Origin of the sequence: Microbacterium sp. OR21 (assembly GCF_047306785.1) — a bacterium.
Classification (GTDB): Bacteria; Actinomycetota; Actinomycetes; order Actinomycetales; family Microbacteriaceae; genus Microbacterium; species Microbacterium esteraromaticum_E.
Map to the genome: position 1 here is coordinate 234,015 of NZ_JAZEXJ010000003.1, position 13,080 is coordinate 247,094.

A 13,080-nucleotide genomic window follows, 5' to 3' on the forward strand; every position below is an offset into this window, starting at 1 on the left:
ACGAGCAGCGCCCCTAGGAGTCTCATGTCGCGCGTCGTGAAGCTGGCAGTCATCCCCGGTGACGGAATCGGCAGAGAGGTCATCGCACAGGCCGAGCGCGTTCTCGATGCAGTCACCGCCGGCGGCGATGTGACCTTCGAGAAGACGCCCTTCTCGCTCGGGGCCGACCGCTATCTCGCGACGGGTGACACGCTCACCGACGACGACCTCGCGGCGATCCGCTCGCACGACGCGATCCTGCTCGGTGCGGTCGGCGGCATGCCGGGCGACGAACGCCTGAAAGACGCCAACATCGAGCGCGGTCTGCTGCTCAAGCTCCGGTTCGAGCTCGATCACTACGTGAACCTCCGACCGTCGAAGCTCTTCCCCGGGGCATCCGGGCCCCTCGCCGACCCTGGCGAGATCGACTTCGTCGTCGTGCGCGAAGGCACCGAGGGTCCCTACGTGGGCAACGGCGGGGCGATCCGCAAGGGCACGCCGCACGAGGTCGCCAACGAGACCAGCGTCAACACCGCCTTCGGCGTCGAGCGCGTGGTGCGGTACGCCTTCGATCTCGCCGAGCGGCGGCGCCGGAGGCTCACCCTCGTGCACAAGACCAACGTGCTCGTGCATGCCGGGGCGATCTGGAAGCGGATCGTCGATGAGGTCGCGTCCGAGCATCCGGATGTCGCCGTCGACTACCTGCACGTCGATGCGGCCACCATCTTCCTCGTGACCGACCCCGCGCGATTCGATGTGATCGTCACCGACAACCTGTTCGGCGACATCCTCACCGATCTCGCCGGCGCCGTCACCGGCGGCATCGGACTGGCGGCCTCGGGCAACATCAACCCCGACGGCACCTTCCCTTCGATGTTCGAGCCCGTGCACGGCTCCGCGCCCGACATCGCCGGGCAGCAGAAGGCCGACCCGACCGCAGCGATCCTCTCGGTCGCCCTGCTGCTCGACCACCTCGGTCTGCGCGAGGAGGCGGCTCGCGTGCAGCGGGCGGTCGAGGCCGACATCGCCGGCCGGGACGGTGCTCGCACCACCACCGAGACGGGTGACGCGATCATCGCCCGACTGCAGGCGTAATCTGAGAACACGCGCATCGACGCCGCACCCGACAGAGGACAGACATGACCGACACCGCCACCACGGCCAGCTCCGGCACCGCTGAGCTCACGTTCGCCGTGACGAAGAACCTCGCCGCCAAGAGTCCTGCTCAGCGCGAGGAGATCCTGAAGAACCCGGGCTTCGGCACGAACTTCACCGATCACATGGTCGACATCTGCTGGTCCGAGAAGGGCGGCTGGCACCGTCCGCGCGTGCAGCCTTACGGGCCCATCGCGCTCGATCCGGCCGCGGCGGTGCTGCACTACGGGCAGGAGATCTTCGAGGGCATCAAGGCGTACCGGCACGCCGACGGCGGGGTGTACACCTTCCGCCCCGATCGCAACGCCGAGCGCCTGCGTCGCAGCGCCCGCCGGCTCGCGCTGCCCGAGCTGCCCACCGAGTACTTCGTGCAGTCCATCCGCGAGCTGATCGCCGTCGACGGCGGCTGGGTGCCGTCCGGTGTCGATCAGAGCCTCTACCTGCGTCCCTTCATGTTCGCGAAGGAGGCCTTCCTCGGCGTGCGCCCCGCGAAGAAGGTGGCCTACTACCTCATCGCCTCGCCGGCCGGCGCCTACTTCACCGGCGGTGTGAAGCCCGTGCGCATCTGGCTGTCCAAGACCTACGCGCGCGCCGGCAAGGGCGGCACGGGAGCGGCGAAGACAGGCGGCAACTACGCCTCCAGCCTGCTGCCGCAGGCGGAGGCTGCCGCTCAGGGCTGCGACCAGGTCGTCTTCCTCGACCAGGACGGCAACGTCGAAGAGCTCGGCGGAATGAACATCGTGTTCGTCTACAAGGACGGCCGCATCGTCACGCCCCAGTCCGACAGCATCCTCGAGGGCATCACGCGCGACTCGCTGCTGCAGCTCGCCGAGGACCGCGGGCTCACGGTCGAGCGCCGTGCCGTCTCGCTCGACGAGTGGCGCCAGGGTGTGGCATCCGGCGACATCGTCGAGGTGTTCGCCTGCGGCACCGCCGCGGTGGTCACCCCGATCGGCGCCCTCGTGTCGGACGACTTCGAAGACCAGCAGCCCCTGGGCGAGCTGGCCCTGTCGCTGCGCGAGGAGCTGACCGACATCCAGTACGGCCGCCGTGAGGACAAGCACGGCTGGCTCGTCCGCGTGGACTGACGTCCCGCTTCGAGACCCCGCCCGTCCTTCTGCAGGACGGGCGGGGTCTCTGCTGTCAGGGATAGGCTGGCGGGGTGAAGATCGCGCGTTTCAGTCACAACGACGGCATCCGGTACGGCATCCTCGACGAGAGCGAGGTCGTCGTCCTCGACGGCGACCCGATGTTCGCCGGGTACCAGCCGACGGGGGAGCGCGTTCCGGTCGCCGACGTCGCCCTGCTGGCACCGGTGATCCCGCGGTCGAAGGTCGTCTGCGTGGGCCGCAACTACCATGACCATGCCGCCGAGTTCGGCAACGTCGCCCCCGAGGAGCCACTGCTCTTCCTCAAGCCGAACACCGCGGTCATCGGCCCGGGCGACAGCATCGTGCGACCGGCGATCTCCGAGCGCACCGAGTTCGAGGGCGAGCTCGTCGCGGTCATCGGTCGCATCGCCAAGAACGTCAGCGCGGAGAACGCTCTGGACTACGTCTTCGGCTACACGATCGGCAACGACGTGACCGCGCGCGACCTGCAGCGCAAAGACGGTCAGTGGACGCGCGGCAAGGGCTTCGACACCTTCTGCCCGCTCGGCCCGATCATCGAGACCGAGTTCGACCCTTCGACCGCGCGGCTCGAGACGCGGGTCAACGGAGAGATCCGTCAGCAGGCTCCGCTGACCGACATGGTCCACTCGGTCGCCGACATCATCGCCTACGCCTCTGCGGCGTTCACCCTGCTGCCCGGAGACGTGATCATGACCGGCACCCCTGCCGGCGTCGGCGAGGTCGTCGCCGGTGACACCATCGAGATCGAGATCGACGGCATCGGCGTGCTGCGCAATCCCGTGCGCGACGCCGTGCCCGCCGCGTGAGCACCGCGCTCGGCGACCTGCGCGCCGTCCAGCGCCGCACCGTCGGCGTGCTCGCCGCGGGCCAGGTGCTCGGCGGCATCGCCTTCGGCGCGACCGTCTCGCTCGGCGCGCTGCTCGCCGCTGACCTCTCGGGCGACGACGCCCTGTCTGGTCTGGCGACCGCCTCGGTCACACTTGGTGCGGCGGCGTTCGCCATTCCGCTGGCGCGCTTCGCCGCTCGCCGCGGACGCCGTATGTCGCTGACCGCCGGCAACCTGCTCGCCCTGATCGGCATCGGCATCGTGATCACCTCGGCCTCGGTGCGCTTCTTCCCGCTGCTGCTGGTCGGGATCATCATGATCGGGATGGGCAACGCCGGCAACCTGCAGTCGCGCTTCGCCGCTACCGACCTCGCCGATCCTGCGCACCGAGGACGCGATCTGTCGATCGTCGTCTGGTCGACCACCGTCGGCGGGGTGACGGGGCCGCTGCTGCTGCCGGTCGGCGAAGAGGTCGGCGCTCTGATCGGGATGCCTCCGCTCACCGGCTCGTACCTGTTCTCGCTCTTCGCGCAGGCGGCGGCCCTCGTGCTCTACGTGGTCGCGCTTCGCCCCGATCCGCTGCTGACCGCGATCAGCCTGGCGGGTTCCTCGGCCAAGAGCGCGGTGCTGGGCGCCGATATCGACCGGCCCGTCGTCGCCCGCTACGCGATCTTCGCGGTGTCGGGTTCGCACGCGGTGATGGCGTCGGTGATGGCGATGACGCCGATCCACCTGAAGCATATGGCGCACGGCGGCGGGCACGGCTCGACCCAGGAGGTGACGCTGCTCGTCGGTGTCACGATCGCGTTGCACGTTGCCGGCATGTACGGCCTCTCGCCGCTGTTCGGCATCCTCGCCGACCGGTGGGGGCGCATCCGGGTCGTGCTGCTCGGCCAGGCCATGCTGACCGCATCGCTGCTGACGGCGATCATCGCCGGAGACCACCCCGCCGGGGTCATGGTCGCCCTGATCCTGCTCGGTCTCGGCTGGAGCGCCGCGACCGTCGCGGGGGCGGCCCTGCTGACGGAGTCGTCGACCGTGCTGATGCGCCCGCGTCGGCAGGGAGTCAGCGACTCGCTGATGAGCCTGACCGCAGCTGTGGGCGCGGCGGGCGCCGGGATCGTGCTCACCGAATTCGGCTATGGCGGGCTCGCGACCGTCGCACTCGTGCTCGTGGTCGCGATCACGGCGCTGTCGCCGCTTGGCCGCATCCGCGCGGCCGCATGAGCTGGGCGGGCACCGGAGAGGCCTTCGCCGCGTCGTATGCCGCGCTGTGCGCGGGCACCGGCGAGACGATGCGGGAGATCGCCGGCCCCGCCCGGGGGCGCACGCTTCTCGACGTCGGTGCCGGCGACGGGACGCTCGCCGCAGCATGGGCTGATGCCGGGTGGCGCGTCGTCGCGACCGAGCCGGAGCCCAGCATGCGCGAGGTGGCCGGTGTCGGGCATCCGCAGCTGACGATCCTGGGCGACGGACTGCCGCACCTCTCGTTCGGCGACCGGGCATTCGACGTCGTGACGGCGAACTTCGTGCTGAACCACGTGTCAGCCCCTCGGGTCGCCGCTGTCGAGCTGCGGCGGGTCGCCCGCGAACTCGTCATCGCCACCACCTGGACGGCATCGCCCACGGCGCTGTGGGGTGACGTCATCGCGCGCGCGGGCCTGATCCCGGCGCCGTCGGGCCGCCTGCCGGCGGACAAGGATTTCGAACGCACAGCCGAGGGGTTCGCCGGCATGCTGGCCGACGCCGGCTGGCATGCCGAGGTCACCGAGCTGACCTGGACGTGGCACGCCGATCCCGAGGCGCTGTGGCGCTCGGTCGCCGGGGGAGTCGCGGGAGCAGGCGCGTTCTATCTGACGCTTCCGGATGCCGACCGCGAGCGCTTCCGTTCCGCCTTCGACGCTCTCGTCGCCGAGCGAGCCGACGACGGCCGGATACCGATGACGCAGACCGCCGCGATCGCCGTCGACCGGCTCGACTGAGCCGGAACGGAGAGGCCGGAGCGCGGCATCCGCCCCCGGATAGAATCGAGGGGATATGGCTACCGTGCATCCCCTCACCACCACCGCAACCGGATCCGACATCCGCGTGCGCTTCTGCCCTTCGCCGACCGGCCTGCCGCACGTCGGCATGGTGCGCACGGCGCTGTACAACTGGGCGTACGCCCGCCACAACGGCGGCAAGCTGATCTTCCGCATCGAAGACACCGACGCGGCGCGCGACAGCGAGGAGAGCTTCCGCCAGCTGGTCGACGCGCTCACCTGGATGAAGATCGACTGGGACGAGGGCGTCGAGGTGGGCGGCCCGCACGCACCGTACCGCCAGTCGGAGCGCCACGACATCTACCGCGGTGTGATCGAGAAGCTGCGGGCGACCGGGGCGCTGTACGAGAGCTACTCGACGGCGGAGGAGATCGACGCGCGCAACGAGGCCAACGGCCGCGCGAAGCAGCTCGGCTACGACAACTTCGACCGCGACCTCACCGACGAGCAGAAGGCCGCCTTCCGCGCCGAGGGCCGTCAGCCGGCGCTGCGCCTGCGGGTGCCCGATGAGGACCTCACGTACGTCGACCTCATCCGCGGCGAGGTGACGTTCCCCGCGGGTTCGTTCCCCGACTTCGTCGTCGTGCGCCCCAACGGCGTGCCGCTGTACACCTTCGTGAACCCCGTCGACGATGCGCTGATGGGCATCACTCACGTGCTGCGCGGCGAGGACCTCATGCCGTCGACCGCCCGCCAGCTCGCGCTGTACGACGCGCTGATCGAGGCGGGCGTCACCACCTTCGTGCCGCGCTTCGCGCACATGCCGCTGGTGCTGGGCGAGACCGGCAACAAGAAGCTGTCGAAGCGCGACCCGCAGGCAGACCTGTTCCTGCATCGCGAGCGCGGCTTCATCCACGAGGGCCTGCTCAACTACCTCGCGCTGCTCGGCTGGTCGATCGCTGCCGACCGCGACGTGTTCTCGCTCGACGAGTTCATCGCCGCCTTCGACATCGCCGACGTCAACCCGAACCCGGCCCGCTTCGACCAGAAGAAGGCCGAGTCGATCAACGGTGACCACATCCGGATGCTGGATGAGAAGGACTTCGCCGAGCGGATGCTGCCCTATCTCGCCGCGGCCGACGTGTTCGGCGGCGAGCCGACGCACGAGCAGATCGTGCTCGCGTTCCGCGCGGCACCGCTCGTGCAGGAGCGCATGCAGCTGCTGGGGGAGTCGGCCGGCATGCTCGGCTTCCTCTTCACCGACAACGTGTCGTACGAGGCCGACGCGCTGAAGGGCCTTCCGGCGAACGCCGCCGAGGTTCTCGCGGCGTGCGTCGCGGCTCTCGAGCCGGTCGAGGACTTCACACCGGATGCCATCCAGTCAGCGCTCTCGGCGAAGCTCGTCGACGAGCTCGGGCTGAAGCCCCGCGTCGCGTACGGCCCGCCGCGCGTCGCCCTGACGGGTCGCCGCGTCTCGCCGCCGCTGTTCGAGTCGATGGAGCTGCTGGGCAAGGAGGAGTCGCTGCGGCGACTGCGCACGCTCGCTGACTTCCTGGCGTGAACCTTCAGGCGGCGCCGGATGCCGTGATGCCGGCCGCCGAGACGGACGTGATCCTCGGCGACCTGGGCGTGCTGCTGCTCGAGTGCGGCACGTCAGTGACCGATGTGCGCGGCTCACTCGAGCAGGTGAGCCGCCGCGCGGCGCCGGAGACGACCCTGGAGTTCGCGATCCTTCCGGAGATGGTGATGGTGAGCCGGCCCGGTGCGGCATCGGCGACCACGACCGTGATCGGCAAAGGCGAGGCGCTGACGTTCCGGCAGTCGGCTCGCGCCAGCAGGCTGGTGCGCGACCTCGAGATGGGTGCGGTGCCGCTGGCATCCGCTCCGGCGCGCATGGCGGCGATCCGCGCCACCCCGCGACGGATGCCCGGGGTGCAGAGCGTCATCGGCTGTGGCCTGCTCTCGGCGTCTCTCGCGGTGCTGTTCCGCTGCCCCTGGTGGGCGGCTGTGCTCGCGCTGCTGGTGGGTCTGCTGGTCGGCGGGCTCACGATCCTGATGATGCGGGTGCGTGCGGCAGCGGCGGTCGCCCCCTTCGTGTCGTCGTTCCTGTCGACGCTGCTCGTCGGCCTGGTCGCCAATGCCCTGGAGCTCGGGCCGGTGCCCCTGTTCGCGGTGTGCGCGCCGGTCGCGATCCTCGTTCCGGGAGCGCTGATCACGAACGCGCTGCTCGAGCTGACCTCGACGGACATCGTGACCGGCGCATCGCGGCTCATGTACGGACTGATCATGCTGGCGTTCATGGCAGCAGGTCTGTACTCGGGTGCCGCCCTGACGGGTCTGCGCGTCGATTCGGCCTCGGCCGCGCTGGTCGGCGAGGCCGTGCACCTCGCGAACGAGAGCGGGGGATGGGATGCCCTGCCGCCGCTGTGGACTGCATGGCCTGCCGTCATCGTCCTCGCCGTCGGCATCGGTCTGGCGTTCGGATCCGGCTTCCGGCTCACCTTCGTGTGCATCGCGGCGATGACCGGCACGTACGCTGTGCTCGCGTTCTTCAGTCAGCAGGTGGGCAGCGTCGTTGCGACCGGGATCGCCGCGGCGGTGCTGTTCGTCGCGGCCCGCGTGCTCGAGCGTGTGACGCTGGCCGTGCCGGCGACCGTGTCGTTCCAGCCCGCGTTCCTGCTGCTCGTGCCCGGCACGATCGGATTGGTGGCGCTCGCGAGCTTCGACGCGCAGGCACTGGTGTCGGCGCCGATGATGTTCCTCAGCCTGTGCATCGGCACGAAGGTCGGCTCGCTGCTGGCCGACCTCGCGCGCATCACCCGCTCGACGGTGTTCCTGCGGTGGACGAAGCCGGCCCGCATGGGGGAGCTGTGATGCGCGGGGTTGCGCCACGCCCGGGCATCCCGTGCCGATTCGCGATCTGCACCCCGCTCGGGTAAGCTTGACTCTCGGTGCGAGGCTCCGGTTTCGCCCTTGGGGTATGGTGTAATTGGCAACACGGCTGATTCTGGTTCAGTTGTTCTTGGTTCGAGTCCAGGTACCCCAGCCGACAGGCAGGCCCGGAATTCCGCAGCAGAGCGGAGGATCCGGGCCTCTGTCGTCTCGGGACGCGGCGGGTAGCGTACTCGACATGAGGCAGGTGTGGATCGTGTACCACGACAGTGGACCGGACAACAATATTCTCGGCGTCTTCGACGACGAGGCCGAGGCTTACGAGTTCCAGGAGCTCATCGCTCCGCAGTACGAGAAGGGGGCGCTGCTCACGCCGTTCCGCGTTCCCTGGCGCTGCACCGACAACGCGACAGAGTTGGGGATCTGAGCACCGCATCAGTTCGATGCACGTGACCCGGTCGTTCGCACAGCGTGGATGCGTTGCTCAGGTCACGGAGATCAGGGATCGCTGCCAGCCGGTCGATCCGTCGGGGGCGATCGGTGCGCTCTCCTCGACCTGCATCTCGCCGTCCTTATTGATCGCACGCACGGTGACGTAGTGGGTTCCGGGGGTGGCATCCCACTCCAGCACCCACTGCACCCAGGTGTCGGTGTTGATCGGGGTCGACAGGTCCGCTCGCTGCCAATCGCCGTCGTCGATGCGCACTTCGACGGCCTCGATGCCCACGGTCTGCGCCCACGCCACACCGGCGATCGGGATGCGTCCGGCGGCGACGCTCTTGCCGATCTTCGGCGTGTCGATGCGCGACGAGAACTTGATGGGCGCTTCTGCGCTGTAGCCGCGCGGCGTCCAGTACGCCTCGTCCTTCTCGAACGTCGTGACCTTGAGCTCGGTCACCCATTTCGTCGCCGAGACATATCCGTACAGTCCGGGCACCACCATGCGGACCGGGAATCCGTGCTCGAGCGGCAGCGGCTCACCGTTCATGCCGACGGCGAAGATCGCGTCGAGCCCCTCGTCGGTGAGCGCCGACAGAGGCGTGCTCGCGGTGTAGCCGTCGACGCTGCGGGAGAGCACCATGTCGGCGTCGGTGTGCGGGCCGGCCAGCTGCAGCACATCGCGGATCGGCACCCCGAGCCACATCGCATTCCCGACCAGTTCGCCACCGACCACGTTCGACACGCAGGTCAGGGTGATCGCGTACTCTTCCAGCCCCATCTCCACCAGCTGGTCGAACGTGAGTTCGACCCGCTTGTCGACCATGCCGTCGATCACCAGCCGCCACGTGGCCGGGTCCACTGTGGGCACGGTGAGGGCGGTGTCGACCCGGTAGAAGTCCGAGTTGGGGGTGAACAGCGGTGTGATCCCGGGGACCTCGAGCTCGGCTCCCTCGGGGATCGTCACCGAGGATCGGGGTGGAGGCAGGCGCAGCCCCTTGCGGATCGCCGCGACGGATGCGGTCGCCGCGTTCACTGCGCGGGCCGTGATCCCGACGATCAGCGCGGATGCCCCGGCGATCCCGGCGAGAGCGAAGAACCGTCGCCTGTCGATAGTCACGCCGTCTGCGGGGGCGGCTCCTGCCTCGGGGGCGACGGCCGCACGCTGCCAGGATACGAGCCGCTTGCAGAGGAAGATGAGCGCGACGCATCCCGCGACCGCGCCGATCACCGGCGGGAGGAACGCGAGCGGGGTGACTCCCGCGCGCGTCGTGGTCGCGGCCACCGACAGCGCCCCGGCGATGCCGAGTGCGATCACGCCGAGAGGAGGCCGGACGAGCTGCAGGATGCCGGCCACGGCCGATGCGATGACCACTGCGAGTCCCAGTCCGATCAGCAGCGCGATCTTGTCGAACTCTCCGAACGTCGAGATGGCGAACTCCTTCAGCGGCTGCGGCACGACGTCGATGACGAACGAGCCCACCGCCAGCACCGGACTCGCATCCCTGGCGACCAGCAGCGCCGACAGCTCTGCCGCCGCGAGGAACACCAGACCACTGACCACTCCCGCGATCGCGGCGAAGACGATGAACGTGCCCCGACGATTCTGCTTCGACATTGCTCCCCGATCCTCCGATCGGCCCCGAGGGCCGCTTGCTGAGTGGTTCGGAGTCAGAACCGGATCGGATCGAATGCGCGGCAGGGCGCGTAGCATCCGTCGGCTCGACCCGCCAGACCCTTCGGCTCCGCCCGCCGCCGTCGCAGTCTGGAGCAGACATGAACAAGCGAAGGGGAGAACGCGATGGCCACTCAGCTGAACAAGAAGGCCCTCGAGCACGCCCAGGGGCTGCGGCGCAAGGGCGACGTCGTGCGCGATGAGCGTGACGACTGGAGCGAGCACGCACCCAGCACCGACGACGAGAACGCCTTCATCGACAAGCACGGCATGGACGAATTCGCCCTGTGGCACCTCGGCGAGGACACCAGCGCCACCGAGGGCACGAAGGGACGGTACAGCTTCCCATACGGCGACTTCCGCCGGCTGCACCGGTGCGCGGTGATCTCGGCCGAGAGCAGGGCGGGTCAGTACGATTACACGTCGATCGAGAAGGCTCTGAAAGATCTGCTCAGCGAGATCGACGACGACTGACAGCGATACGCCGAGTCGCCCTGCGGCGCCGTCGCGCTCACTCGCGATGGCGCCGCAGCTCGTCGCCTCCGCGATCGCGTGACTCGTCCGCTGCGCTCACTCGCGATTCGTCGAGCCGGTCCGGACCCGGGTCTTCGACCGTCTCGTACCGTGTCTCGTCGACGATCCGGCCACGATCCGACGCTGCGTCGTGCTGCGTGCCAGAAGCGGTGGCCGTCCGCTCGTCCGTGATGACGTACCTGTGCACGCGGATCCGCTTGCGCGCGGGTCGCTGGTCCACAGCGGCGGACTCGACCGAGGCGGCATCGCGCGTATCGGAGGCGGAGTCGGAGTCGGTGTCGCTGTCGGTGTCGCTGTCGTCGTAGTAGTCGTGGATGCGGTCGATGTCGTCGTCGGTCAGAGCGCCGTCGGCATCGATGCGAGGCGCGTGCTTGACCGTGTCCTTGTCGTACCGCACGTGCAGCATCTCGCCGTCGAAGTCGGCGTCGCGCAGCGGCACGAACGACTCCGACCTGCCGAACCAGCCGGTGGCGACACCGGCGAACAGCGGCTGACCGCCTTCCGGATCGACGTACACGTGCTTCACCGTGCCGATCCTGGATCCGTCTGCGTCGACGACATCCGCGTCGAACAGACTGTTGATCCTGTATGCCTCGATCATGCGTTGTCCTCCTGTCTGTCGCGGGCAGTTCAGCGTCCGAGTCCTACGCGGTCGACCCGGCGGTGGTAGCGCATTCCGCCGATGCCGCCGAGGATCGCGCCGCCCAGACTGACCAGAGCCACGACGATCGCGGTGACGATGCCGGTCACCGTCAGGCTGCCCTCATCCACGGGGATGCGGGGGAAGCTGTTCAGCTGACCGAGCACATTGAACTGCGAACCGGCCACGGCGGCGATGATGGCCACCACGATCGCGATGACGATGGCCCAGATCCAGACGGCCAGGCCCTGCTTCGCCCCTGAGAATCGGGCCATCCGACCGGCGACGTAGCCGCCGCAGTAGTAGGCGATGAACAGCAGGACGGCCAGGGCGATCGCCCCGATGATGGTGACCGTCTGCGCATCCGCGCCGATCTCCTGCGCGGCGTCTTCGACGTCGCCCTCGGTGACACCGAGACCGAGACCGGCCCCGACCGCGCCCAGAAGGGCCGTCAGCAGAACCGCCGTGCCGGTCGCCGTGAGCCAGCCGAAGAAGGCGGAGCCCCACTTGAAGCCGCCGAACCGCTCCTGCTCCCGCTCCAGCGCCTCTTCGCGCTGGGTGGGTCCTCGCTCAGCTGACACCGCTGCGGCTTCGCGGTCACGAGGATCCGAATTGGGTGTGCTCATCTCGACTCCTGACGTCTGGTGGGCGGATCATGCCCACGTCATCTCCCCAGAGTCGGCGCTGAGCCCTGCGACGAGGAGGGGGTTGACCTCCCGGCATCCGACGTGCCGTCCGTCGCGGCTGCACCGCCCAGGGACGTATTCATGTGGATCGCGGCTACGCTGACTGCATCCCGCACGCAGTCGCAACAGACTCAGGAGCCGCGATGACTAACCTCGAGAAGAACCCGCCGCTGAGCGTTCTCGACACGGGCGAGCCGTGCACCGCGGTGGAGGTGCTCACACCTCGTGAGGTGCCGCTTGGCGGCATCCGGGCCATGACGGTCTACCGCACCCTGCCGCAGCGGCGTCGATCGCTCGTGGGAGCGTGGTGCTTTCTCGATCACTACGGCCCGGATGACGTCGCCGAGACAGGCGGCATGGAGGTGCCGCGGCATCCGCACACCGGACTCGCGACGGTGTCGTGGCTCTTCACCGGGCGCATCGACCACCTCGACTCGAACGGCGTCGCGGCAGCGGTGCTGCCGGGTGAGCTCAACCTCATGATCGCGGGTCGGGGAATCACCCATCAGGAGATCAGCACCCCCGAGACGACGGTGCTGCACGGCGTGCAGCTCTGGTATGTCCTCCCGGATGCCACCAGGTTCTCAGAGCACAGCTTCGCGCACTACGCGCCGGACCCCGTCGAACTGCCCGGCGCGAGCATCCGGGTGTTCATCGGCTCGCTGCTCGGATCAACCTCTCCGGTCGACACGCGAACCCCGGACATGCTCGGTGCCGAGCTTCTTCTCGAAGCCGGCGCGAGTGTCACGCTGCCTGTTCGTCGCGACTTCGAGCACGCGGCCCTCGCCGAGACCGGATCCATCACCGTCAACGACGCCGCGGTGCAGCATCGTGAGCTCGGCTACGCGCCCACCGGCGCTGACACGATGCAGATCGCTGCGGGACCCGAGGGCGCACGTGTGATCCTGCTCGGCGGCGTGCCGCTGGGCGAGCAGATCGTGATGTGGTGGAACTTCATCGGGCGCAGTCACGACGAGATCGAGGAGTTCCGTCGCCGCTATCAGGCGGAGCTGGGATTCGATCCGGCCGACGACCGTGACGGGGGCAAGCCCGCGCTGTTCGGGCCCTACCCCGACGGTCAGCTCCCGCCGCTGCCCGCGCCGCCGCTGCCGACGGTGCGGCTGCGGCCCCGCGAGTAGC

Annotated in this window: 13 protein-coding genes and 1 tRNA gene; 11 read left to right on the forward strand and 3 right to left on the reverse strand. The window is 69.0% G+C overall.

Annotation, left to right across the window (positions count from 1 at the left end; all coding sequences use genetic code 11):
• Positions 1-24: 24 nt before the first annotated feature.
• From V2S04_RS09660 to V2S04_RS09700, 9 genes are all read left to right on the forward strand, one after another.
• Positions 25-1,074, forward strand: a complete 1,050-nt coding sequence (locus V2S04_RS09660) for a 3-isopropylmalate dehydrogenase (protein ID WP_413638305.1) — start codon at positions 25-27, stop codon at positions 1,072-1,074.
• Between the two features lie 44 nt (positions 1,075-1,118).
• Positions 1,119-2,222 carry a branched-chain amino acid aminotransferase gene (locus V2S04_RS09665; RefSeq protein WP_413638306.1) on the forward strand — a complete coding sequence of 368 codons (1,104 nt, stop codon included), beginning with the start codon at positions 1,119-1,121 and terminating at the stop codon, positions 2,220-2,222.
• Positions 2,223-2,296: 74 nt separating this feature from the next.
• Positions 2,297-3,073 (forward strand): fumarylacetoacetate hydrolase family protein, encoded by a 777-nt coding sequence (locus V2S04_RS09670; protein ID WP_413638307.1) that lies wholly within the window; start codon positions 2,297-2,299, stop codon positions 3,071-3,073.
• A complete protein-coding gene (locus V2S04_RS09675; RefSeq protein ID WP_413638308.1) occupies positions 3,070-4,320 on the forward strand; it encodes an MFS transporter in 1,251 nt (416 codons plus the stop codon). The genes V2S04_RS09670 and V2S04_RS09675 overlap by 4 nt, the downstream gene beginning before the upstream one ends.
• A complete protein-coding gene (locus tag V2S04_RS09680; RefSeq protein WP_413638309.1) occupies positions 4,317-5,075 on the forward strand; it encodes a class I SAM-dependent methyltransferase in 759 nt (252 codons plus the stop codon). The genes V2S04_RS09675 and V2S04_RS09680 overlap by 4 nt, the downstream gene beginning before the upstream one ends.
• Before the next feature lie 55 nt (positions 5,076-5,130).
• Complete coding sequence (gene gltX, locus V2S04_RS09685; RefSeq protein WP_413638310.1) at positions 5,131-6,636, forward strand: glutamate--tRNA ligase; 1,506 nt, start codon at positions 5,131-5,133, stop codon at positions 6,634-6,636.
• Entirely contained in the window at positions 6,633-7,949 is a 1,317-nt protein-coding gene (locus tag V2S04_RS09690; RefSeq protein ID WP_413638311.1) for a threonine/serine exporter family protein, read from the forward strand. Before gltX ends, V2S04_RS09690 begins: the two co-directional genes overlap by 4 nt.
• A 100-nt stretch (positions 7,950-8,049) precedes the next feature.
• Positions 8,050-8,121: transfer RNA gene (locus V2S04_RS09695), tRNA-Gln, on the forward strand.
• Between the two features lie 84 nt (positions 8,122-8,205).
• Complete coding sequence (locus tag V2S04_RS09700) at positions 8,206-8,394, forward strand: hypothetical protein (RefSeq protein ID WP_413638312.1); 189 nt, start codon at positions 8,206-8,208, stop codon at positions 8,392-8,394.
• Between the two features lie 57 nt (positions 8,395-8,451).
• Here the strand turns inward: V2S04_RS09700 and V2S04_RS09705 are convergent, their stop codons facing one another.
• On the reverse strand, positions 8,452-10,023 hold the full coding sequence (locus tag V2S04_RS09705) for a molybdopterin-dependent oxidoreductase (protein ID WP_413638313.1): 1,572 nt from the start codon (positions 10,021-10,023) through the stop codon (positions 8,452-8,454).
• Positions 10,024-10,206: 183 nt separating this feature from the next.
• On the opposite strand from V2S04_RS09705, the gene V2S04_RS09710 reads away from it, so the two are divergent.
• Positions 10,207-10,554 (forward strand): hypothetical protein, encoded by a 348-nt coding sequence (locus V2S04_RS09710; RefSeq protein WP_413638314.1) that lies wholly within the window; start codon positions 10,207-10,209, stop codon positions 10,552-10,554.
• Positions 10,555-10,591: 37 nt separating this feature from the next.
• On the opposite strand, the gene V2S04_RS09715 is transcribed toward V2S04_RS09710, so the two are convergent.
• Complete coding sequence (locus V2S04_RS09715) at positions 10,592-11,215, reverse strand: PRC-barrel domain-containing protein (RefSeq protein WP_413638315.1); 624 nt, start codon at positions 11,213-11,215, stop codon at positions 10,592-10,594.
• Between the two features lie 29 nt (positions 11,216-11,244).
• Positions 11,245-11,880 (reverse strand): hypothetical protein, encoded by a 636-nt coding sequence (locus tag V2S04_RS09720; protein ID WP_181417676.1) that lies wholly within the window; start codon positions 11,878-11,880, stop codon positions 11,245-11,247.
• 203 nt (positions 11,881-12,083) lie between these two features.
• Here V2S04_RS09720 and V2S04_RS09725 point away from each other — a divergent pair, with 203 nt between their 5' ends.
• On the forward strand, positions 12,084-13,079 hold the full coding sequence (locus V2S04_RS09725; RefSeq protein ID WP_413638316.1) for a pirin family protein: 996 nt from the start codon (positions 12,084-12,086) through the stop codon (positions 13,077-13,079).
• The last annotated feature ends 1 nt before the right edge of the window (position 13,080 follow it).